Here is a 21,919-nt window from a genome sequence, read left to right on the forward strand (position 1 = left end):
TCAGTTGATAAAAGCCCATGGCTTTGTTGGCAGCATGAGTCGAAAGGGGAACTGCTGGGATAACGCGGTAGTGGAGAGCTTCTTCGGTAGCCTGAAGCAAGAACGGATTCAATGGCACCACTACCAGACTCGACGAGAAGCACAGCAAGATGTGTTGCATTACATCACGATGTTCTACAACAGCTTTCGGCTACATTCATATTTGGATTACCAAAGCCCGAATCAATATGAAACGGCCTGGAAAGAATTACGAGAAGTTGCTTAACTGGGTTGTCACAAATCAGTTGACCACGTCAGTATTAGTCACAAGATCTGTCGCCAGAAACCATTCCACCCCGCTGTTCTGGCGCTTGATCTCCACCAGGGTCTGCAAAGCCCCCTGTTTTTTCAAAGAGGCGGAAAGGGTTTGCAACTGCCGCATTTCTTTTTCATAAACGGCAATGGCTTCCAGATAGGCATCTATCGCCGTGGCACGCAGGTTTTCCTTTTCATAGCCATAGGCAATCGCCTGAAAGGTATCCGCTACACCAGGTATTACCAAAGCGAATTTCTTGGCGCGATGCCAGGACTGTATCGCCGTCCGGTAGCGCCCCAGACCGGCATATGCCCTGCCATAATCGTATATCGCAGCCGGGGCACTGGTACCCGCAGCACGCACATTTTTCAGAAAAGAAAGCGCTTTGTTATAGTCCTGTTCGTCCAGCGCAATATGCCCGGCAGCCAGTTGAATCCTGTCATTCAACTCCAGACCTTCGAGAGAATCATCCGTCATTGCCGAAGCAACTCTCAGAGAAACGAAGGCTCGACTATTGTCAGGATCATCAGCGGCATAAAAGACCCCAAGATTGTGATACCCATAGGCTGCCCAGAGACTTCCGTCACTAATGCGACCGAGTACTTTGGCCGCTTCATTCGCCCGTCTGACTTTCAGGTAGCTGTTCGCCAGATAATATAGCGCCTCATCCTTTTCCTTTTTTTTCAGCCCCCTCCCTTTGAGCGCATCCGCAAACAGGTTGATTGCTTCCCGCCAATCTCCAGCGTTATAGGCTCTGCGTCCTTTAAACAGAATGACACTCTGCTTGATATCCTGTTCCCTCGCAGTGAATCCGAGGTGCTGCAATATGTCATCGACACTGGCGTCCATCCCGAACCTCATGTTGGTTTCAAGCGCCAGAAGGTGATTCAGGTTATGGAATTCATTGTCTATGTGATTAGAGCCAATATGCGAGTTTTCGAGTAATACCAGCGTTTGGAGGTAGTCATTATTGTAGAAATGGTACAGAGCTTCGCGATGTAGCAGCTCGTCCGCAGCCCCCGGCTCCTTGCCATCAGCAAATGCAGCAGATGACACCAGTAAGCAAACAGCCAGCATAACCCCCAGAACAAGCCGGATTGGAACGATGAAAGATAGAGACATCAGGAAAGGCCCCGGCTAACGCTGCATTTCCTTGACCAGGAATCTGGGCAGATTGGTTTTGCTATTGTTACGCTCCACTCTGAGTTCAATAAACTTGGAACTCGATCCTTTCTCAAAGTTCAGGGTGGCGGCATTGCGGAAATACTTGTCGTTGCCGCCCCGCCCATTGAAAACCGCTTCCACTTTATGAGGCCCGGCGGAAAGGCTCCCCATATACAACCGCTGAACACCTCCCTGCTTCAGGGCATTCACTTCACGCTCAGAATACAGGTAGGAGGTCGCCAGAATACCGTTGAGACTCAGTTCCACTGAGTCCAGCTCAAAATCCGCATTTTCTGCGACAGACAAAAATACGACCACCTGTGTATTGGCCGGATAAAGAATCTCCTCCTCAAGCTTGTAAAGTTCCCGGTTCAGCTCGATAACCCGTTTTTTGAGCGATTCCGTTCGTTGTGCCAGATTATCTGTAGAGTTCGCCGACGCCGCCGCAAAGGCCAGCAGCACAATAGACAGTTTGAGGAGTGCCTTACTGAGGACTTCCTTATCAATAAAAGGAAACATAGGCATTAGCCCCTTGGTTCTTACACCATCAGACAATTTCATGCCCACATACTAGCACTGCTTCTGAAACAAAAGTGTGAACTCCTTTACTCAGCGGAGACAAAACTTTACAAAACGAGACACAGTTAAAATTAGGCAGGTACTTATTCTCGGGTGGCCAGCTATGTTCTGCGGCATAGCAAAGCTCTGCCTGATATCAAATGAGGAGGAAAAGGCCGGCACAGTGAAGTACCGGCTTAGATCTGTGAGCTATTTACTCAGGTATTTCATTCCCTGTTCCATGCCTTCAATGGTCAATGGGAACATCTTGTCGCCAATTAGTTGCCGGGTAATTCCCAACGATCCGCCCTCTCCCCAATATTGCTCAGGCAGAGGGTTCAACCAGGCAACTTTATCGAACTTGTCGATGACACGCTGCATCCAGACGGCTCCGGCTTCTTCATTCCAGTGCTCAATACTGCCACCGGGATGGGTAATTTCGTAAGGAGCCATACTGGCATCCCCGACAAATATCACTCTATAGTCAGAACTGTACTTGTGCAGGATGTCATAGGTAGAAGTGGTTTCTGACATTCTGCGAATATTATTCTTCCACACCCGCTCATAGATGAAGTTGTGGAAATAGAAGTACTCAAGATGCTTGAACTCACTTCTGGCGGCAGAGAACAACTCCTCACAGACCCTGATGTGAGGATCCATCGACCCGCCGATATCCAGGAACAACAATACCTTTACCGCATTGTGGCGCTCGGGAACCATTTTGATATCCAGGTAGCCGGCATTATTGGCAGTACTGCGAATCGTATCCGGCATATCCAGTTCATCCTGAGCCCCCTGTCGGGCAAATTTTCGCAATCGGCGTAAGGCGACTTTGATATTCCGAATTCCCAGGGTGATGGAATCGTCCAGATCCTTGTAGGCTCTTTGCTCCCAGACTTTAACCGCTTTTTTGTTGCGAGAATTCTTCTGCCCGATTCGAACCCCTTCCGGGTTATAACCATTCGCCCCAAACGGCGAGGTACCGCCGGTACCAATCCACTTATTTCCGCCTTCGTGCCTTTCCCTTTGTTCCTCCAGCCGCTTCTTGAAAGCTTCGATCAGCTCTTCGAGCCCTCCCAATGACTGAATTCGCTCTTTTTCTTCCTGGCTCAATTGCCTCTCAAATTCCTTGCGCAGCCAGTCATCAGGTATCAGCGCTTCCAGCAGCGCATCCATATCCTCCAATCCTTTAAAATAGCTGGCAAAGGCTCGATCAAACTTATCGTAGTGTTTTTCATCCTTTACCAGACAGGCGCGGCTGAGATAATAAAACTCGTCCATATCGGCAAATGCAAGCCGATGCTGGAGAGCTTCCAGAAAATCCAGAAACTCTCGTAACGTGGCCGGAACTTTGGACTTCCTGAGTGTGATAAAGAAATCTATCAGCATGCGTTCCTCCGGTTGGTTCCAGACTTCAACGCCATCATCCGCCCCGGCGGGTCATGAAAGCGAGCTTCTGCAACAGGTGGACATCCTGTTCATTTTTGACCAGAGCGCCATACAAAGGAGGAATCGCCTGGCTTGCATCATGATTGCGAAGAATATCTTCAGGCAGATCATCAGCCATTAACAACTTAAGCCAATCGATCAATTCAGAGGTGGACGGTTTCTTCTTCAGTCCAGGCACTTTGCGGACATCAAAGAAGATATCCAGAGCATCTTTCACCAGGGCTTTTTTAATTCCGGGATAGTGAACATCGATAATATTCAGCATCGTGTCTCTGTCGGGGAAATTAATATAGTGAAAGAAACACCGGCGCAGAAAGGCGTCCGGCAGCTCTTTTTCATTGTTACTGGTAATAATAACAATCGGACGGGTGGTCGCTCTGACCCGTTCCTGAGTCTCATAGACGTAGAACTCCATCTTATCGAGCTCTAACAACAGGTCATTGGGAAATTCGATATCAGCCTTATCAATTTCATCGATCAGCAATACGGCCTGCTGCTCAGACTCGAAAGCTTCCCAGAGTTTACCCTTTTTAATGTAGTTACCAATGTCATGAACCCGGTCATCCCCAAGCTGGGAATCCCTGAGTCTGGACACGGCGTCGTACTCATACAGCCCCTGTTGCGCCTTGGTGGTGGACTTGATATGCCATTGAATCAGCGGGGCACCCAATGCTTCTGCCAATTCTTCTGCGAGCATGGTTTTACCGGTGCCTGGCTCGCCCTTGATCAATAAAGGCCGTTGCAGAGCAATGGCTGCATTCACCGCCAATTGCAGATCTTCGGTAGCAACGTAATTTTCAGTACCTGTAAACTTCATTCAATATGATCCCGTTGTTTAGACCTTCAGCCTGACTTTTAGGTGCGCGCACCATGAAACTGGTGCCTTGTTCTGATTCCTGTCTCCACATCGACGTTTTGTGTGAATGATCCGGGCAGGAATGTCACTTTCTCTTTTCTCAGCCCCTTATAGGGATGAGTGCCTGGTGAAGTGGCTAACAACGCCAGACTTCACTATTTCCACCCCGATACTAGACTAAAGTCGGAGTTTATACGCTGGTCAATCCTGCCTCAACCTTGGCCAAAAGTTCCAACTTGCCAGGAACCACCACAGATTCGTATATTGAAACCTGTATCCACACCTGAATTTGCAGATTTGACAGGTTCTGCACTAAGCTCCCATACCCGGGTTCTGACGACCTGCACAAAAATTAATAAGGAGAACCACATGCCCGTCTACGAAGACAACTCTCTTTCCATTGGTAACACGCCTTTAATTAAACTTAACCGTGTTACCAAGGGCCGCGTCCTGGCCAAGATAGAGGGTAGAAATCCTGCCTATTCTGTAAAATGCCGAATAGGCGCCAGTATGATCTGGGATGCTGAGAAATCCGGACGCCTGACACCGGGCATGACCATCGTAGAACCAACCAGTGGCAATACAGGTATTGCTCTGGCGTTCGTCTGCGCTTCACGCGGCTACCGCCTGGTGCTGACCATGCCTAACACCATGAGCCTGGAACGTCGGAAGATCCTCAAAGCCCTGGGGGCAGAGCTTGAGTTGACTGAAGGCGCCAAAGGCATGAAAGGGGCCATCGAAAAGGCCAAAGAGATTGTTGCTTCAGATCCGGACAAGCATCTGCTATTACAACAGTTTGAAAACCCGGCCAACCCTGCCATACACGAGCAGACTACAGGCCCCGAAATCTGGAAAGACACTGAAGGTAGCATTGATATCCTGGTGGCAGGTGTGGGTACTGGCGGCACCATCACCGGTGTATCTCGCTACATCAAGAAAACTCAGGGCAAAGCGATCACCTCAATTGCAGTAGAGCCAGCCCTTTCACCAGTTATTTCCCAGACACTGGCTGGCCAGACTGTCCAACCGGCACCACATAAAATTCAGGGTATCGGTGCAGGTTTTGTCCCCAAAAACCTTGACCTGGAAATGGTGGACACCGTGGAACAGGTCACCAATGAAGAAGCGATTGAATACGCGCACAGGTTGATGAAAGAAGAAGGTATTCTTGCTGGAATCTCCTGTGGGGCCGCCGTTGCAGTTGCCGCCAGGATTGCAGAAAGACCGGAGAATGCCGACAAGACGATCGTAGTGATTTTACCGGACTCCAGTGAGCGTTATCTTTCCAGCCCACTGTTCACGGATGTCTTTTCTGATAAAGAGTTACAGCAATAATATTTCTCGCCGCCGGATTCTCCGGCGGCTTTATTGGTGCTTTTGTGCTACAGCTTCACAAAACTCTATTCGCGTTGCAGAGAACAAAATAAGGCTTCAGCATGCCCTTCGCCTGAAACGCCAAGCTTCTAGGATTTTTTGTCATCCTCCGGTGAAGGTAGATCATCCGTATCTGAAATATCAAAATCTTCCAGATTGAACTCATCGTCGGGGTCAGCGCCACTTTCATTGGACTTCAGAATTTCATCTGCCAATTCCTCAGCTGACTTCTCACCAACAGTAGGCTCTTTATCAGCTCCTCCCTGATTCAACAACTCATCGATTTCATCCTGAGCGCTCTTTCCAGTTTCAGGCTCCTCAGGCAATTCCGGTTCCTGGGCAGGCTCCGGTTCTTCTAGGGGCTCTGGTTCCTCTGGGGGCTCCGGCTCTGACATTTCAGAGTCCTCAAGAGAAAATTCCATGTTATCCGTATCGTCTTCGGCTTCTTGTGTCTCTTCTGCCTTTTCTGTTTTTGGCGCTTCTTCTGTCGAATCCTCAAGCCCGAATTCCTGAGCTTCATCCATATCGAAAGCTGGATTCTCCAGTTGCTCAATTTCGTCTTCCAGATCCGGCTCCGTGTCATCTTCTTCGGCTTTCGCTTTAGCGACCTCCTTGGCTTCCTCTTCCTGCTTCAGCGTTCGAGGTTCACGGGATCCGGCTCCGGTTCTTTCTGCCAGAAGTTTTTGTTCTTTTCTTTTCTTGAGAAATGCCCACACACCAAGCCCAATCAAGCTTAAGACAACAACCCCGCCACCAACAGCAGCAACAATATACATGATGGTGCGTTTACTACTCTTCGGCTTTTCCTCTTCTGTCATTGCCGCTTCCTGCTCTGCCTGAGCCTGTTGCGCAACCTCCTCAGGAATTGGCGGCACAATACTTTCTTCCGACGCTTCAGTTGGCGCCGCTTCCGGCTCTGCTGGCTTCGCCGTAGCCTCGGCCAGGGCCTCATTCATTGATGCGGCACCTTCCTGGTCTACAAGAGAACGGAATTCGTTGGGCGATGCTTCCTGCCTAGGAAATTCAGCAGAAATGACTTCCGGATCAAAACGGAAATTACCGCCTTGGGTAGTTACACCTTCGACCCGTAAGTTAAGCTCATATATACCATCTCCCTTGGTGGGTTCGATATCCAGTTCCCAGCGCCCGGTTTCAGGGTTAAAGGGCACCGACTTAATAAGGTTACTACCATCAGGCCCCTTCACTTTTGAGATAATGGATGTTTTCTCATTGTCGATATGACTGCTCAGAGCATTCACCACCACTCTATAGCGGGTTTCCTCGCCTGTTCCGGTCGCTTCCAGATCAACAGCCATAGGTGCGTTCAGATTAATCAATTGACGAATCTGGCGACGGAAGGTCCGACCGTCACCCAGCACAGATACTTCATAGCGTCCGACGTCTTTCAGTTTGGTGACTTTTTCCCTGAAAATACCATCCGCCGGCGGCTCACCATCCTTGGAGATTCGTTTCGTGCCAGACTTGTTGTCTTCCGTCTTAATCGTGACATCAACGGCCACCAGCCCCAAGAACGAAGAATTGAGAACCTGCTCGCCATCTTCAAAAAAGGCTACCTGGATTTCCAACTGATCACCGGCGTAAAAATTGGAAGGTAGCGGTTTCATCACCATTTTGAGATTGCTGACCACTGTTACCCGACTCCCTGGCGCCAGCTCAGCCTCCAGTTGCCATTCGCCCTCAAGTGGACGACTAACGGTAATCAGGTCATAACCGACCTCACGAAACCAACGCACATATTCAGGCTTACTATCGACCGTAAATTTTTCACCGGTAGGTTCAATAATTGCCGTCTGACTGTCTTCTTCGGATCGGAAAATCAGGGCGGTGAATTCCTCAATACTGGAATCCACATCAAATTTGTTGTCCTCAAGCGGAATCTCTTCAGCCGGGGCTGCTGTCTGCAGCGCCTGTAGAAATACTTTACTGAGTTCATCTGACGTCTCCGCCAGGGCATAAATACCGTCAGTTTCAACAGAGATATTCTGAAGCAATGATTGATCGGCGTTTTTTGACAATGCGACCGTATGGATTCTGGCTCCTAGTGACTTAAACTTCGGCAGAACCTTGGTCAGTATTCGTTCACGCTCAGTGACATTGGCGCCCGGTGTCTTGGATATATCCACCACACCATCGGTTAAGAGAATAAAGTGGGTATTGGAATAATCCTCCCCGCCCTTTAAATCTGCCGAGGACTTTTCCAGCGCTTCACCGATATTGGTAAACAGAGCAACCGAACTGATTTCGTTGCTCTTTTCCCTGGCCAGATTGCGCCATTGCGCAGTGACCTGTTGATGCTTCACCAATTCATTTACATACTGCCCAAATGTCCAGACACCTGCGGAGTTACCCTCAGGCAGCAATTCGGTGATTAGATTCAATGCTGGTTTACGAAGGTTCTTCGGATCGTTTTTCTTCATACTCCCAGAAATATCAATCAATACCCGGACATCGGAAGTAGACGGGACTTCCATCTGGGCCTGCACCGGCAGGAACCAGAGTATCCCGACAATCGACAGAACAAAGATCTGAAACCTTTTTGAAAACAATTCCTTCAGAAACAGACTATTCAAAAACAGACTCGCCACGTCACTCAATGTAATTACTCTTTCATTGATTGATAAAGAAGGCAGATAACCTGCCAACCAACACCAACCGCCATCCATACAGACAAACGATGGCTTACAGGGGGCTGTTGACGTTTCATTGGGTAAAACCCCAATAAAAAAATCTATAACCCCTAGTAATTTATAGCAGTTATTTCGAGGACTACAACGCGATTTTAAAGAATAGCTTTAAGTTACAATATGAAGGTGATTGATTTTCAAAGAAATGAGCTGCCCCCCAAGGTGGCAATGGAGGGCGGAAGGTGACTGATCGGAATCAATCCACATGCGGCTCTATACGCTCACGCACGGCGGTCTTTTTCACTTTAGGTTTCTTAGGCTTCTTGTCAGCACTTTTTTGCGCTTTCTTATCAACCGCTGCTTTTGGGGCTGCCTTTTGGCCTCCTCGGCCGAGCTTGCCCAAAATGAACTCCAGCGCGAACAACAAACCAATCACACACAATGATCCGGCCATGAACATACTCGCATGCAAGGCCCGCACTTCATCGTTTTGCATCAGACTTGCCAGTGCAACGATATAGGCGGGCGCCCACAACCCTTGCTCTGGAACTGAAATGGCCGGCGTAAAGAGCACTGCCGCCACCAGAGCTCTAAAAAACAATTGAACCGGGCGGGGACCAAGGCGTTTAAACAACGGCCACATAGCAAAATAAAACACCAGGCCGGCAACCAGGTAGATCGCCCAGGCACTAAGATAACCAAATTGAGTCAACATATCAGATACAGTTTACTATTCATTTAATTCAAATAAATGCCTGCCCAAAAGGCTTTGGCATCCTAAGTCTTTTTTATGACCTTGCAGAGATCAGAGAATGTCCAGCAGGATCAGTTCTTCCCAATCAGCATCAGGTTCAAGCCGCTCCTCACTAATCACCCGGTGCTTCACGGAATGACCACAACGTACTATCTGAAGCGCATCACCGGAAATCAGCGGATGCCACGCAGGCAAGGATTGCCCTTCATAACGCAATCGATAGGCACAGGTTTGGGGAAGCCAATCCAGCATGGATTCGATATTATCCGGCTTGATCACCAGGCAATCCTGATTTTTGACAGCCCGATCCTGATAGCAGGTACATCTGACGGCCTCCGTATCAAGAAAGCGGCAGGCTACAGCGGTAAAATACAATTCTTCCGTATCTTCGTCCTGTAGCTTATGCAGACAACACTTCCCACAACCATCACACAGCTGCTCCCACTGTACGGGACTTAACTTGTCCAGTGGCAGCTGCCACCATCGCTCAACTCTCTTGTCCGACATTTGAGCGGCTGACAATAGGTTGGGATTCCCTGGCCTTTACAACGTCCTGCATATACTCTTCTGCCGGTGGCGGCATCTGCAGGTAAAACCCCTGCTCTTCAATCTTTTCGAGGACCTCTTCCACATTCGCACGAGCCAGCTTTTTCTCTGGCATCAGCAACAGGTCGAATACGTGCTGTGGCTTACCGAAATGTGTCAATAGGGCTTCAGGTAGTTCTTCAACGCCCTGCTTTTTATCTACATAGACATACATCTCGTCTTTACGGGAACTCCTGTAGACAGACACCAGCCGTTTTGCGGCCGAAGACAATTTATTCATGTTCTCTCTGCTTTACTACTTAATCTTTACTCAGAACAACATTCCCGGATCTGCCCGGTAATCCACAATACCTTTCTCCGGCGACGGTCAACGCTATCAGCTACCGTTAACCTTTTCAGTCGCCGTTATTCGACTTAGCGACAATGTTAGCCTGTAGCCTCTTCCAGGGTTTCCAGCAGTTCCTCACCGAGAAACTCGCCCCGCCAGTGTGTGAGGATACCGGGCTTATCTGCAGATTGCCCTTTAATATACCAATCCACCAGTTCTTCCAGCATACTCCTGCTGGCAAGCAACCCGGGATTAATCCCCGCTTCTGATGCAATCGCCTGAGCACATTCCCGGGTCAGACGATAAGTATCCTTGGCTGATTTGGGCAACGGTGGCCGAATCATAACAAATTCTGTATTTTCGTTGTCCTTTTCCTGATCTTCCTTAACGATCTTGAGAACCGCAGCGCCATATTTCCTTAACTGACTTCCCATCATTTTCGTGCATTGGGTGATATGCCCTAAAGTATGAGGACGTCGCAAGGCAATCTGAATCAAATCATCATCAGTGCAGATACGTCTACGGGGAATGTTCCGGCTCTTGGCTTCCTTTTCCCTCCAGGCTGCAAGATTGGCGAGCAGTTGTTGCGCATGCTTCCGAAGCTTCCAGCCACCCCGCAGTTTCAGATAATAGCTGTCTTCGGATATTGGGTTTGCCGCCTGCGCCGCGGCACCAGCGCCTTCAGCAAGCACATATTGAAAATACCCTTTGGTATCCAGTTCAGCTTTTTGCTTTTCGAAAAGGGGCATCAGAATCACCACATCTTCCTTGGCATATCTGACCTGCTCCTCACTAAGTGGGCGAAGCGTCCAGTCCGACCGGGTTTCATGCTTGGGCAAGTGCAAATCCAAGTGCCTGCCCACTAAATTCTGTAGCCCTTCATTCAATTCGCCACCCAGCATTGCCGCAGCGACCTGTGTATCGAATAGCGGCTGAGGCTGTTCTATGCCAAGGCTGTAGAAAAGTTCAAGGTCTTCACCGCAGGCATGCAAAACCTTCAAAACCTCCCGATTGCCAAACAGCTCAGACAATGGAGACCAATCGCTCAATGGCAAAGGGTCAATCAGATACACCTGATTGCCGTCGTATAACTGCACCAGACCCGGAATGGGATAAAAGGTATTGGTACGGACAAACTCAGTATCCACTGCCACCCAGTCTACCTTGCACAGCCTTTCACACAGGGTTTTCAGCTCGGCATCCGATGAAACCCATTGGTGCTCACGTAATAGATCTTCTGGCTGTAACGGCATGGAGTTATCCGGAATGATGAATGGTGCCCGCAATAGGGACAGACAGGTTTAGTTTAGGGTCAGATTGCATTCAAAGAAGTGACTTTCGCCCCTCCAGAGCATGGCTGAGCGTACCGGCATCCAGCATTCCCAGCTCACCTCCGACAGGGATTCCGTGAGCGATCCGCGACACCGTGAGGTTAAGACTCTTGGCGATTTCTGCGACATAGTGTGCTGTCGCCTCCCCTTCGACTGTCGGGTTGGTGGCCAGAATCACTTCTTCCACCTCAGCTTCGTGCAGCCTCGACTGCAACTTGTCCATCCCGATTTCGCGCGGACCTATTCCGTCAATGGGCGACAGATGCCCCATCAGTACGAAGTACCTTCCGCGATAGGCAGACGTCTGCTCAAAAGCCACAACATCGGTCGGGGACTCTACAACACAGATCTGCTTTTCTGTGCGGCGTGGATCAGAACAGATCGCACACAGCTCCTCTTCCGTGAAGTTCTGGCAACAAGTGCACCGCTTCACCCGGGTCAACGCCTCACTGAGCGCAATTGCCAGCTCCGCGGCCCGGTCCTGGTTCCTTTCCAGCAGATGCAATGCCATACGGGTAGCCGACTTGGGGCCAACCCCCGGCAAATAACGCAGACATTTCACTAACTGATCAATACTGGGGGTAAGACGGCCCGACATCTGCTACCGATTCCTGAATGTGCAATGGATTAAAACGGCATTTTGAAATTAGGAGGAACTCCCATACCGGACGTCAGGCTGGACATTTTTTCCTGATTGTTCGATTCAACCTTACGTACTGCATCGTTTACAGCGGCAGCAATCAGGTCTTCCAGCATGTCTTTATCTTCCTGCATCAGCGAGGCATCAATCTCGACTTTTTTAACATCGTGACGGCCATTCATAATGACCTTGACCATGCCGGCTCCCGCTTCACCCTGAACTTCAGCATTGGCCAGTTCTTCCTGGGCCTTCTGCATTTGTTCCTGAATCTTCTGGGCCTGCTTCATCAGGTCGCCCACATTACCTTTAAACATGTCTACAGCTCCCGAATAATCGGCTCTATGGATTGATCTATCAATGTTGCCCCAAACCGCTGGATCATGGCATTGACGTAAGCATCATTCTGAATCTCACGTTCAGCCTCAGCCTGCAGCTCGGCGCGCTTCTTCTCAACTTTCTGTAACGGGGATAAAAACGGTGAATCCCCGACAACGACCTCAATTGTAACGTTTTCACCGGTAAATTCCGATAACGCGGCCTGCAATCTTGTTCTGTGGACTTCATTGAAAAAGTCAAAATGGTCCTGGTCGATAACAAATTCAACCCTTTGCCCCAACACATCCTGCAGGATACAGCGTTGTGCCAGGCTTCTGGTCATTCCCGACACAGACAGACGGCGTAACGCCTCATCCCAGGTCATGCCTTTCAGACGCGGCTCTTCTCCACCCTGAGATTTACTCACATGAGCCACATCGAAATCTCTTTCCATGCTCTTGGCAGACTGCTGATAAGACTCCAGTTCATCTTCCTGGCTCTCTAAATCGTCTTCCGCATCATCTTCCAGACCGTCACCAGCTACTGACGCCGTAATGCTCTCTGCCGGGTTGGCGACAGGAGTTGCATGGGAAGAGACTGACTTCTCTGAAAATGTGCCCGCTGCACTACTTGACACAGAATTGCCCCCTGCATTCCGCTGGACTTGCCCCCTGTCAGGCGTGGCAGAGGGGGCTGCCTCCGCAAAGGCTGAGTCATAGGACTCACGTACCGGAATCAGATCATCATAGCTCGCTTCAAAATCGTCCGGTCCATACTCTGGATAGTCAGCATATCCAGAATCATTACCAGCAGACATCCTCGACTGATTCTCATTCGCTCGAGATGATGGCCGACTCTCAGTAGATGTTTGATCGCCAGACTCGGTCCGAGGCGCAGATGCTGGACTGGTCCCGCCCCCGGTTTGCGCGGACGACTGACGGGGAGTGACAGAAGGCGTTTGGGCAGCAAAATCAGTCGTATCCTGCAGAACCTGCTCTTCCTGACCAGCGACTGAATTTCCAGCGGATACTTCGTCAATTCCCGAAGGTTGCTGAGACACCTGTTCTGCTGAAGGTTCCGAACCGGGCTGCTCATTAGTAACACCCGTTTCTACCGACTGATGTGACTCCCCACCGTTACCATGCCTGTCATGAGCACCGACACGGCTAATATTGACACCACCTTCATCGGAGCTACTTTCATTCACGCGACCCTCATTGGCACGGGCATCGTTTGCAGGGCCTTCATTCTGACCAACTTCAGTTGTAGTGGTCTCTGAAGTCGCTACGGGTTCTCGGCTACCAACCAGTGCTTGAGAAGTATGATCAGTCTGCGCGGACTCATCATGCGTTTCCGTAATTTGCTCATCATCTTTTGACGTTGCAGCTTCCTGCTTATTACCGCCCAGATCAGAAACTGGCTGATCAGCTCGATTTTGGTCAGCACGATCATACGCAGGCTGACCTTCAGAGAATGTATTGATTGAAGCGCTACTGGTCGAAGGAGCATTGGCAGAGTGAGCATTGTCTAACGAAGAACTGGAATCAGGTGCCGGGTCGCTCTCCTGGTCAGCATTGCTGCCAGAAGTCACCGCAGTTGAGCCACCGCTGTGAATTTCGCGGGCGGACTTTGCATTTGGCCTGAAACTGATCATCCTCAGTAACGCCATTTCAAACCCGATCCGCGGATCGGGCGCCAAAGCCAGATCTTTTCTACTGGTCAAAGCAATCTGGTAGAACAACTGGGTATCTTCTGCAGCCATCTGCCTGGCCAGGGACACTACCTGCTGTTGGTCACCAAAACTATTATCAATCGCGCCCGGAACGGCCTGCTCAATGGCCACCCGATGCAGAAGTTCCGCAACAGCCTGCAGAATATAGGCATAATCCGGAGAAAACTCCGCCATATGCTGAACTTTGGCCAGCACACCGGCAGTGTCTGACACGGTGACCAGTTGCAACAACTCCAGAACCACATGCTTTTCAATGGTTCCGAGCATATCAATGACATCTTTTGCCTTAACCTCCCCATTGCCGAACGCAATGGCCTGATCAGTCAGGCTCAGAGCATCCCGCATACTCCCTTCGGCAGCCTTGGCCAATTCCCAAAGAGCTGCTTCTTCAGCGGGAACCTGTTCAGACTGCAGAACATGGGTCAGGTGGCGAACAATTCTCTCAGGCGACATGTTTTTGAGGTTGAACTGCAGACACCGGGACAGAATGGTAACCGGAAGTTTCTGCGGATCAGTCGTCGCCAATAGAAACTTGATATGTGGAGGTGGTTCCTCGAGCGTCTTCAACAATGCGTTAAAGCTCGAGTTGGACAGCATGTGCACCTCATCGATCAGGTAGATCTTATAGCGCCCTCTGGTAGGGGCGTACTGCACATTGTCCAGAAGTTCGCGCATATCCTCGACTTTCGTGCGGGATGCCGCGTCTATTTCAATCAGATCAACGAAACGGCCTTCGGTTATCTCGCAACACACCGCACACTCGCCACATGGCTGGCTGGATATCCCCGTCTCACAGTTGAGACTTTTGGCGAAGATTCTCGCCACGGTGGTTTTTCCAACACCTCGGGTGCCTGTAAACAGATAGGCATGATGCAGGCGGTCCTGATTGAGTGCGTTACCCAAAGCCTTGAGCACATGCTCCTGACCGACCATTTCCTGGAAATTCTGGGGGCGCCACTTCCGGGCGAGTACTTGGTACGACATGCGATTGAATTTACCGAAAGAAGAGGCTTAACCGTCAAAAGCGTAACCTTATCATGCGGACCCGAGTCTGTCACCGGCGACTGCACCACGCAGCGTTAGTTTCACATCAATCTACTTAAGGGCCTGGCAAAAGCCACCCGGTATCCCCTTTCCGGCAGCAAGAATGCTCTAAAATTCAGCTGGCACTATTTTCGCTACCCGGGATAAACTAGATAAGCACCATATTGGTGCATAGAAGATTCAAAATGTCAGGAATATACAAACTATGGAAGGATCCATGTCCAAAGCACTTAAAAATATCGCTTCAAGTACGGTTGCACTGAGTCTTTATTCTGCCCCCGTCTTCGCAGAAGTCGCCTATTTCGAATTTACCGACGTTAATCCGGAGCAAACATTTGTCATTCAACTGACAGACAGCGAGAAAATTGCCCAGGCACGTGACATTATTAACACCGGACAAACCCAGAATTTCCATGTCATGGGTTACATCACTCCACACACCGCCCCATACAACTCCCACTGGCAATATCATCTGGATACCGACACCATTCATTTCTTTGAATTTGCCATAGAAGTCTGTGATGCCAGTATAGCGTATGTTCAGCAGCACCTTGACGAGGTTGGCGGCGCATTTCTTCCCAACAATATCTGGTGCCCCTGGAGCTCAAGACTCATTAGAGAAATTGAGTATCCATCCCCTAATCAATCTTTCGACTATTAAGATCTCTGAAAGCGTTGACGAAAAAGCGCTGTTCATTGTGAATAAATGCGCTTTGTTGAGTCACCGTTTGACACCGTGAGGCAACTTAGGTGACTTTTCAGAGACTCTGCCTACCGGCTTTCTCAGACACTCCACCCGCAACCCCTGTCGCCTGACACTGGCTACCTCTAACAGATACAGCCGCCGTTAATATTTCCAGTTTGGCCACCCTGGCATCAAACCGTGATTTCTCATCCTCGTTTTGACGTCGTTGACTATAGTATAAAGAGTAAATTGTCGCTTTAGACTGAGTTCACCTATGCCCTCCTGGCCCAAATGGCTTCGACATCTGATCCTGCCACTACTGACAGGCTGGATCTTTTGCGCCAATGCAGAAGATGACATCAAGCCTCAAATCGTATTGGCAAATGGTGAATGGGAACCCTTTCTTTCCAGAAGTCTGCCACATTATGGCTTTGCCTCTCACATCGTAAGCGAGGCCTTTGCCGCATCCGGGGTTTACGTGGAGTACGCCTTCTTTCCCTGGGCGAGAGCCGAATCCATGGTCGAGTATGGGCAAATTGACGGCTCGTTGCTTTGGACGCAGACACCAGCCAGGAGCAATTTTGCGTTGTTCAGCGATGTGGTCATTACACAGGATGAAGTACTCTTCCACCTTCGAAGCAACTCTCTAGACCCGAAATCTCCCATGGACATGGCCGGGAAATCCATCGTAGTCCCTCTGGGCTCCAAACTTGGCGTCTGGGAACGAGCAGTTAAGTCGGGCCATGTGACGGTGGTTGAGGCAAGAAATATCAATATAGGCTTTACCATGCTTTTACGCAGCCGGGTCGATGCCTTCCCACTGGCAAAGGCCGTAGGTTACAGCAACCTTCGCTTGCACTTCACTCCTGAACAACAGTCTCTCATCACAAACTCCAGCACAGTATTTGATCGCCACGAATATCGGTTGATGCTGACACGAAAATCCCCTGCCAATGACAAACTTATCACTCTTTTTAATCAGGGATTACGCCATTTAAGAGACACGGGAAAATATGCCGAGATGGAAGCTGACTATTACAAAGGAGTCTATGATCTTACTAGTGAATCAAGTCAAAATTAGTAGAAGCCATGCACAGCACACGCACTTGAACTCAATACTGAATTAATTTAGTGCAACCACTTAAAACCAGAAAAGAGGATAATTTGGAAACAAAATGAGGAAATTGGAGGTGAACCCTACCAGCCACACCCCGGCGCCCAAGTCCTCCGCTGTGGCTGCTCCCTTCCGGGCCTGACCAGGTTCGCGGGCTATTGTCGCGAGGGGACCGGTAAGGCCCACCATAGAACTGACAAGGATTGCTTGTCAGGAGGCGCGCATCATAACAAAGAGGATCGTATGGCTCAAGCTTTTCTACTGTATTAGCTTATCTATTCGGCATCCGTACAAATTCTGTACTTTCAAGCACCTACACTAAAGTGAGATCAACCCCGAGGCATCACCAAACCAAAGATCATTTACGCTTGGATTCCACTCTACTGATAAACTCCTCAAAAATAATTCGATAAAGCTCATCCCCCAGATACTTGTCCTCAACACCTGATTCGATGCTCGGATTATCATTGACCTCAATGACAGCTGCCCGCTCACCTGACTGTTTGACATCCACCCCATACAAACCCTTGCCTATCAGATTGGCCGCTTTGACCACAGCATTCAGCACCACTTTGGGGACCTCATAGGTAGGCAGTGTATCCCAGGCACCGGAATCCGTCTGGCCTTCTCCATGATGGTAGATTTGCCAGTGATTTCTGGCCATATAATATTTACAGGCGTATATCGGCTTGCCGTTCAGCACGCCAATACGCCAGTCGAAATCGGTAAACATGAACTCCTGTGCCAGGAGCAACGCCGATTGCTTGAACAGTGAAGCCGCTTTCTGTGCAAGATCATCCGCACTTTCCGCCTTGACCACCCCACGCGAAAAAGACCCATCAGGTATTTTCAACACCAGAGGAAAGCCCAACTCCTCTCCGGCTTTTTTCAGTTGGGCAGTGTCGCCCTTGCTCAGGATCAGGGTTGCCGGCGTCGGCACCTTGTGTGTGTTGAGCAAATCAGCAAGATACACCTTGTTGGTACAGCGCATGATCGAAGTGCTGTCATCCATCACGATCAGCCCTTCCGCCTCCGCTTTCTTGGAGAACTTGAAGGTATGATGATCAATGGCTGTCGTTTCCCGAATAAACAACATGTCATATTCCGGTACCCGCTGATAGTCCCGAGGCCCAATGATATCCACGGCAATTCCCATCTGTTTGCCGACCTTCACCATTTTTTTCAGCGCTTGACTGTCACTTGGAGGAAATTCTTCCGCAGGATTTGCCAATACCGCCATATCGTAGCGATATTTCCGGCGCTCTTTGGGCTTCCTCCAGACTTTCTGGCTGAAACTGTCCAGAGCATCTGCAAAGCGCGTCTGCTGCGCTTCATCCAAACCTTTTGGACTGACCGGTTTGATGCCGGATATTTTCCAGCCTGATTTAAACTCAAGCTGCACCTCGGTCACCGGACAGGCAAAACGCTCGAAAATCAGAGACGCCAGGCCGTCCAACTCTTTGGTACCAGTAGACCCAAAATAAGATTTGAAAGACATCTGACTGGAGTCCGCTTGCGGAATCTTGCGAAAAGCTCCCGCCACTGCCGGATCGGCCATTTCAAAAGCCATTGAATATAATGTACGTTTTTCCAGATCATTTAACGTACGTACGGAGGGTATGACATGATGCCCTCTGGCTTCCGCCAACAACGAACAGTAATACCCCTTGCTGAGATATTTATAGCTTCGACACAAATTAATAACGCGCACTCTGCCGTTTTTGCTTGTCGGCATTGCCAGGTAATCGTCAAACGTTATGACATCTTCACTTGGATAATAGGGAGTCCAGTCTTTCAGAGACTCCACCACGATATAGAGTCGTGACATAGAGGCGTATGGCTCACAATAGGTTAAATAGAGAGAATTCGATAGGGCCTGTTGTTCCGCCCTCTAAAGTTTTAGAGTAGCGTTTTTGTTCTGAGCCACATTCTTGCCGGATCCAACGGGCGAGTGCGTTTGGCAGAATATTCAGATTCAGGCCTGGATCTGTTGATTCCGTGTACTTCAGATAGCTATGTTTTCCGGTATCTTAGTCTTGCTGATAATTGTGCGACTGTCCACTATTGTTAAAGTGACTTTTACGTATCAGGATAAGCGACTTTCGTGCCTCTATTTCTTCTCGTTCAGCGTGTTGAATTCAGGACTTCTGTATGTCGAATAACCCAACGCCTACGGCGTTAAATTCTTCACCCTTGTTCCGCCGTGCAAATATCAACGATCTTGCTGCATTGATTGACCTTGAGAACCGTTGTTTTCAGACGGACCGACTCAGCCGGCGCAACTTCAAACACATGCTGAAGGCAGAATCAGCCGTTCTGCACATTGCCGAAATCGACAACAAGTTGGCCGCATACATCATTACCCTGTTCCACCGGGGAACCAGTCTGGCCCGACTCTACAGCATTGCCGTTGACCCGAATTTTCGCGGCTACGGTCTGGCACGCAAACTGATTGAATTGTCAGAACAAACCGCCATCGAGCGCCGTTGTATCTTCATGCGCCTGGAAGTCAGAACGGACAATCAGGATGCTATTCGCCTGTATGAAAAGCTGGGGTATCAACAATTCGGCATCTACCATGACTATTACGAAGACCACCTGGATGCGCTGAGATTCCAGAAACAGATAAAGCGGTTTGCCCCACCTGAGCCCAGTCTCCGAGTAGCGTATTTTGAGCAGACGACTGACTTTACCTGCGGGCCCGCCTCATTGATGATGACGATGGCTACCCTAAACTCAGACTTCCTACCGAATGCCACTGAGGAATTACAGATTTGGCGTGAAGCGACAACTATCTATATGACGTCCGGCCATGGAGGCTGCGGCCCCCACGGACTCGCTCTCGCAGCTCAAATGAGAGGCTTTAGTGCCGAAGTATATGTGAGTCAGGCAGGCCCACTATTTACCGAAGGTGTCCGGATACAGGAAAAAAAGAATGTACTGCGACTGGTGCACGAGAGTTTTGTTGAAAAACTGGAACAGCAGAAGATCCCCATTCATTACACCGCCATCACACAGAATGATATCGAACTTGCTCTCAGCCAACATAAGCTGGCGCTGGTGATGATCAGCACATATCATTTTGACCGTAAAAAAGCCCCTCACTGGGTGGCCGTTACAGCGATCGATGAGGATTTTGTGTATATTCACGATCCCGATGTAGACAGGGATAGTCATCAACGCCCTATCGACAATCAATACATTCCGATTTCCAGAGCACAGTTTGATCGCATGTCACAGTTTGGCCAGAACCGTTTGAGAACCGCAGTCATTATTGGTAGAGATTCGCACTGTAAAGAATCCTCAAAACCACAAGACCTTATTGAAGAGACACACCAGCAGGACACCCATCAGTGAAAACCCGGCTAGATAAGCACCTGGTGGATCAGAATCTGTGTCGCTCCAGAAGCCAGGCCCAGGAACTGATTTCCAGGGGAGACGTTGAAATCCGGATTGGCAGTCACTGGCAACAGGCAGCCAAGGCCAGCCAAACCATACCGGAAGGCACCCCGGTCAGAATTAATGACAATGAACTTCAGCGCTATGTATCCCGTGGCGCACTTAAACTGGCCGGCGCTCTGGACCATATACAGAAAACTCTGAGCAGCTCTGGGCAATTAGAGTGGGACTACGGAAGAATGGCTGCCATTGATGTTGGTCAGTCCACCGGGGGCTTTACCCATGTCCTTCTGGAACGAGGTATTGCAGAAGTTACAGGAGTGGAGGTAGGCCATGACCAATTGGCATCAGAAATCCGAAGTCATTCAAAGGTGTCGGTATTCGAAGGGGTGAATGCAAAGCAATTACGTCAATGGTTTGCTGAGCAACTCCCAGGACATCCCGGTTTCGATCTGGCAGTTATGGACGTCAGCTTTATTTCTCAGACATTGATACTGCCTGAACTCGCCGGCGTGCTTAAACCCGGCGGAAAGCTCGTCAGCCTCGTTAAGCCTCAGTTTGAAGTGGGACCACAAGGTCTCGGGAAAGGCGGACTGGTCAACAACCCAAACCTGTATCCCGAAGTGGAAAAGACTATTCGCACCTCCTGTGCAGAAGTTGGCCTGGAGGTACTAGAGTACTTCAACAGCCCCATCACAGGAGGCGATGGTAACCACGAGTTTTTTATCTACGCGGTGCGTCAGCATTAACTCTGCGGAAACCATCTATCCAACCTGATAGGCCGCCCGAGACTTCTATAGCCAGATGAACTTTAATGAAGGGAAGGCTCGGAAGGCCCCTCGGGGCGCGCATCGGTTGATTCAATAAAGCGGCAATCCACTAGATCTCTGAGTACATCAGTTTTGGCATCTATGGCCGCTCGCAGGAATACGCCAAACTGGTCGCGGGTGATACCAGCAGACACCCACTGGGTATCACAGATAATCAGACGGGCTGGACCATCATCGCTGACATCCAGAAAGAACTTCAGATTGGCATAGGTACCATTAAATCTGGTGAGTTCCGCGCTCACGGCCAGCACAGTAGAGTTTCGGATGTCCACTTCCGTCGTAAAAATCAGGCAGTCCTGCTCCAGAAATACCCTGCTCTCCAGAACCCCCAACTGACTTTGAACCTCAGTAATATGCACACCCTGACACTGTCCGCATAAATAGTGCTGAAGCCCCAGATCCTCCAACCAGTTAAGAAGGCTGTCCTGATCAATAAACTTAAGTGTCGGCATGAAAATCTCTTGGGTAGTGCAATTGAAATGAGGCGCGGATTATAAATTAACCAAGCCTTTAACGATAGGGGTTGACAGGATATCGGCAGGTTTAAATTTTTATAGAAAGCGATGAAAAAACTTAGGTGGGAACCCAAAACTCAAAATTGAATGAGGGTATTTTTTTACCAATAGCGCTTCAAAAATTAGCAACCTTTCACACCACCACGGGATCAGCATCATGCAATGGCTTAAATATGTGGAACGCCTCTATCAGCGCCAGGATCACAGGGAGTCAGAAAACACACAAGCGAAGGAGTTGCCGCCATCAAAAGAACAAGAGGGAACATTTTGGGGTATGAGTGCCCATGACGCTCTGGCCGTAGACATCGTCACCCGCGAGTGCGGACGCAAATCCTGAGATTGGAA

At 49.6% G+C, this 21,919-nt stretch carries 21 protein-coding genes and 1 other RNA gene; 7 read left to right on the top strand and 15 right to left on the bottom strand.

What is annotated here, in order from left to right; all coding sequences use genetic code 11:
- Positions 1 to 265 (top strand): IS3 family transposase (locus F566_RS32370; RefSeq protein ID WP_020406643.1); only part of this gene is annotated, 265 nt, incomplete at its 5' end.
- Between the two features lie 15 nt (positions 266 to 280).
- On the opposite strand, the gene F566_RS35335 is transcribed toward F566_RS32370, so the two are convergent.
- The 4 genes from F566_RS35335 to F566_RS0108945 all read right to left on the bottom strand — a co-directional run bounded on the left by F566_RS35335 (position 281) and on the right by F566_RS0108945 (position 4,283).
- Positions 281 to 1,417 carry a tetratricopeptide repeat protein gene (locus F566_RS35335; protein ID WP_020406644.1) on the bottom strand — a complete coding sequence of 379 codons (1,137 nt, stop codon included), beginning with the start codon at positions 1,415 to 1,417 and terminating at the stop codon, positions 281 to 283.
- A 15-nt stretch (positions 1,418 to 1,432) separates the two neighbouring features.
- Complete coding sequence (locus F566_RS0108935; protein WP_020406645.1) at positions 1,433 to 1,978, bottom strand: hypothetical protein; 546 nt, start codon at positions 1,976 to 1,978, stop codon at positions 1,433 to 1,435.
- Positions 1,979 to 2,227: 249 nt separating this feature from the next.
- Entirely contained in the window at positions 2,228 to 3,406 is a 1,179-nt protein-coding gene (locus F566_RS0108940; protein ID WP_020406646.1) for a vWA domain-containing protein, read from the bottom strand.
- A gap of 34 nt (positions 3,407 to 3,440) precedes the next feature.
- Positions 3,441 to 4,283, bottom strand: a complete 843-nt coding sequence (locus tag F566_RS0108945; RefSeq protein ID WP_020406647.1) for an AAA family ATPase — start codon at positions 4,281 to 4,283, stop codon at positions 3,441 to 3,443.
- Between the two features lie 408 nt (positions 4,284 to 4,691).
- On the opposite strand from F566_RS0108945, the gene cysK reads away from it, so the two are divergent.
- A complete protein-coding gene (cysK, locus tag F566_RS0108955; protein ID WP_020406649.1) occupies positions 4,692 to 5,657 on the top strand; it encodes a cysteine synthase A in 966 nt (321 codons plus the stop codon).
- Between the two features lie 128 nt (positions 5,658 to 5,785).
- Here cysK and F566_RS0108960 read toward each other — a convergent pair whose 3' ends face one another.
- The 8 genes from F566_RS0108960 to dnaX all read right to left on the bottom strand — a co-directional run bounded on the left by F566_RS0108960 (position 5,786) and on the right by dnaX (position 14,971).
- Positions 5,786 to 8,302, bottom strand: a complete 2,517-nt coding sequence (locus F566_RS0108960; RefSeq protein ID WP_245555205.1) for a VWA domain-containing protein — start codon at positions 8,300 to 8,302, stop codon at positions 5,786 to 5,788.
- A gap of 295 nt (positions 8,303 to 8,597) precedes the next feature.
- Entirely contained in the window at positions 8,598 to 9,056 is a 459-nt protein-coding gene (locus F566_RS0108965) for a hypothetical protein (protein ID WP_020406651.1), read from the bottom strand.
- Between the two features lie 90 nt (positions 9,057 to 9,146).
- Positions 9,147 to 9,602 (bottom strand): YcgN family cysteine cluster protein, encoded by a 456-nt coding sequence (locus F566_RS0108970; protein WP_020406652.1) that lies wholly within the window; start codon positions 9,600 to 9,602, stop codon positions 9,147 to 9,149.
- Positions 9,583 to 9,921 (bottom strand): YcgL domain-containing protein, encoded by a 339-nt coding sequence (locus F566_RS0108975; RefSeq protein ID WP_033416011.1) that lies wholly within the window; start codon positions 9,919 to 9,921, stop codon positions 9,583 to 9,585. Before F566_RS0108975 ends, F566_RS0108970 begins: the two co-directional genes overlap by 20 nt.
- Positions 9,922 to 10,067: 146 nt before the next feature.
- Positions 10,068 to 11,222, bottom strand: a complete 1,155-nt coding sequence (gene rnd / locus F566_RS32380) for a ribonuclease D (protein ID WP_020406654.1) — start codon at positions 11,220 to 11,222, stop codon at positions 10,068 to 10,070.
- 70 nt (positions 11,223 to 11,292) lie between these two features.
- Positions 11,293 to 11,898, bottom strand: a complete 606-nt coding sequence (gene recR / locus F566_RS0108985) for a recombination mediator RecR (RefSeq protein ID WP_020406655.1) — start codon at positions 11,896 to 11,898, stop codon at positions 11,293 to 11,295.
- 29 nt (positions 11,899 to 11,927) lie between these two features.
- Positions 11,928 to 12,254 (bottom strand): YbaB/EbfC family nucleoid-associated protein, encoded by a 327-nt coding sequence (locus F566_RS0108990; RefSeq protein WP_020406656.1) that lies wholly within the window; start codon positions 12,252 to 12,254, stop codon positions 11,928 to 11,930.
- A 2-nt stretch (positions 12,255 to 12,256) separates the two neighbouring features.
- The gene (gene dnaX, locus F566_RS36255) at positions 12,257 to 14,971 is read right to left on the bottom strand and encodes a DNA polymerase III subunit gamma/tau (protein WP_083921038.1); all 2,715 of its coding nucleotides are present in this window, start codon (positions 14,969 to 14,971) and stop codon (positions 12,257 to 12,259) included.
- Between the two features lie 277 nt (positions 14,972 to 15,248).
- Here dnaX and F566_RS32390 point away from each other — a divergent pair, with 277 nt between their 5' ends.
- Positions 15,249 to 15,692, top strand: a complete 444-nt coding sequence (locus tag F566_RS32390; protein WP_211210632.1) for a BP74-related protein — start codon at positions 15,249 to 15,251, stop codon at positions 15,690 to 15,692.
- A 298-nt stretch (positions 15,693 to 15,990) separates the two neighbouring features.
- Positions 15,991 to 16,797 (top strand): substrate-binding periplasmic protein, encoded by an 807-nt coding sequence (locus F566_RS0109005; RefSeq protein WP_020406659.1) that lies wholly within the window; start codon positions 15,991 to 15,993, stop codon positions 16,795 to 16,797.
- A 114-nt stretch (positions 16,798 to 16,911) separates the two neighbouring features.
- Here F566_RS0109005 and ffs read toward each other — a convergent pair.
- Positions 16,912 to 17,008, bottom strand: an RNA gene (ffs, locus tag F566_RS36260) — signal recognition particle sRNA small type.
- 180 nt (positions 17,009 to 17,188) lie between these two features.
- Positions 17,189 to 18,658, bottom strand: coding sequence for a RimK family protein (locus F566_RS0109015; RefSeq protein ID WP_026179866.1), 1,470 nt, complete (start codon positions 18,656 to 18,658; stop codon positions 17,189 to 17,191).
- A 323-nt stretch (positions 18,659 to 18,981) separates the two neighbouring features.
- On the opposite strand from F566_RS0109015, the gene F566_RS0109020 reads away from it, so the two are divergent.
- A complete protein-coding gene (locus F566_RS0109020; protein ID WP_020406661.1) occupies positions 18,982 to 20,187 on the top strand; it encodes a GNAT family N-acetyltransferase/peptidase C39 family protein in 1,206 nt (401 codons plus the stop codon).
- Complete coding sequence (locus tag F566_RS0109025; protein ID WP_020406662.1) at positions 20,184 to 20,978, top strand: TlyA family RNA methyltransferase; 795 nt, start codon at positions 20,184 to 20,186, stop codon at positions 20,976 to 20,978. The genes F566_RS0109020 and F566_RS0109025 overlap by 4 nt, the downstream gene beginning before the upstream one ends.
- A 62-nt stretch (positions 20,979 to 21,040) precedes the next feature.
- On the opposite strand, the gene F566_RS0109030 is transcribed toward F566_RS0109025, so the two are convergent.
- Positions 21,041 to 21,511: a type III secretion system chaperone family protein gene (locus F566_RS0109030; protein WP_020406663.1), complete on the bottom strand. Its 471-nt coding sequence runs from the start codon at positions 21,509 to 21,511 to the stop codon at positions 21,041 to 21,043.
- A 220-nt stretch (positions 21,512 to 21,731) separates the two neighbouring features.
- Between F566_RS0109030 and F566_RS0109035 the strand changes: the two genes are divergently transcribed.
- A complete protein-coding gene (locus F566_RS0109035) occupies positions 21,732 to 21,911 on the top strand; it encodes a hypothetical protein (RefSeq protein ID WP_020406664.1) in 180 nt (59 codons plus the stop codon).
- Positions 21,912 to 21,919 lie beyond the last annotated feature (8 nt).

It is taken from the genome of Hahella ganghwensis DSM 17046 (assembly GCF_000376785.1).
Classification (GTDB): Bacteria; Pseudomonadota; Gammaproteobacteria; order Pseudomonadales; family Oleiphilaceae; genus Hahella; species Hahella ganghwensis.

Excerpts from the sequence above, each read along its gene's own strand:
- F566_RS32390 (WP_211210632.1), top strand. The coding sequence starts at position 15,249 with ATGTCCAAAGCACTTAAAAATATCGCTTCAAGTACGGTTGCACTGAGT.
- F566_RS0109005 (WP_020406659.1), top strand. The coding sequence starts at position 15,991 with ATGCCCTCCTGGCCCAAATGGCTTCGACATCTGATCCTGCCACTACTG.
- F566_RS0108970 (WP_020406652.1), bottom strand. The coding sequence starts at position 9,602 with ATGTCGGACAAGAGAGTTGAGCGATGGTGGCAGCTGCCACTGGACAAG.
- F566_RS0108935 (WP_020406645.1), bottom strand. The coding sequence starts at position 1,978 with ATGTTTCCTTTTATTGATAAGGAAGTCCTCAGTAAGGCACTCCTCAAA.
- dnaX (WP_083921038.1), bottom strand. The coding sequence starts at position 14,971 with ATGTCGTACCAAGTACTCGCCCGGAAGTGGCGCCCCCAGAATTTCCAG.
- F566_RS0109035 (WP_020406664.1), top strand. The coding sequence starts at position 21,732 with ATGCAATGGCTTAAATATGTGGAACGCCTCTATCAGCGCCAGGATCAC.
- F566_RS0108940 (WP_020406646.1), bottom strand. The coding sequence starts at position 3,406 with ATGCTGATAGATTTCTTTATCACACTCAGGAAGTCCAAAGTTCCGGCC.
- F566_RS0108945 (WP_020406647.1), bottom strand. The coding sequence starts at position 4,283 with ATGAAGTTTACAGGTACTGAAAATTACGTTGCTACCGAAGATCTGCAA.
- F566_RS35335 (WP_020406644.1), bottom strand. The coding sequence starts at position 1,417 with ATGTCTCTATCTTTCATCGTTCCAATCCGGCTTGTTCTGGGGGTTATG.
- rnd (WP_020406654.1), bottom strand. The coding sequence starts at position 11,222 with ATGCCGTTACAGCCAGAAGATCTATTACGTGAGCACCAATGGGTTTCA.
- F566_RS0108975 (WP_033416011.1), bottom strand. The coding sequence starts at position 9,921 with ATGAATAAATTGTCTTCGGCCGCAAAACGGCTGGTGTCTGTCTACAGG.
- F566_RS0108965 (WP_020406651.1), bottom strand. The coding sequence starts at position 9,056 with ATGTTGACTCAATTTGGTTATCTTAGTGCCTGGGCGATCTACCTGGTT.
- cysK (WP_020406649.1), top strand. The coding sequence starts at position 4,692 with ATGCCCGTCTACGAAGACAACTCTCTTTCCATTGGTAACACGCCTTTA.
- F566_RS0109030 (WP_020406663.1), bottom strand. The coding sequence starts at position 21,511 with ATGCCGACACTTAAGTTTATTGATCAGGACAGCCTTCTTAACTGGTTG.
- F566_RS0109015 (WP_026179866.1), bottom strand. The coding sequence starts at position 18,658 with ATGTCACGACTCTATATCGTGGTGGAGTCTCTGAAAGACTGGACTCCC.
- F566_RS0108990 (WP_020406656.1), bottom strand. The coding sequence starts at position 12,254 with ATGTTTAAAGGTAATGTGGGCGACCTGATGAAGCAGGCCCAGAAGATT.
- recR (WP_020406655.1), bottom strand. The coding sequence starts at position 11,898 with ATGTCGGGCCGTCTTACCCCCAGTATTGATCAGTTAGTGAAATGTCTG.
- F566_RS0109020 (WP_020406661.1), top strand. The coding sequence starts at position 18,982 with ATGTCGAATAACCCAACGCCTACGGCGTTAAATTCTTCACCCTTGTTC.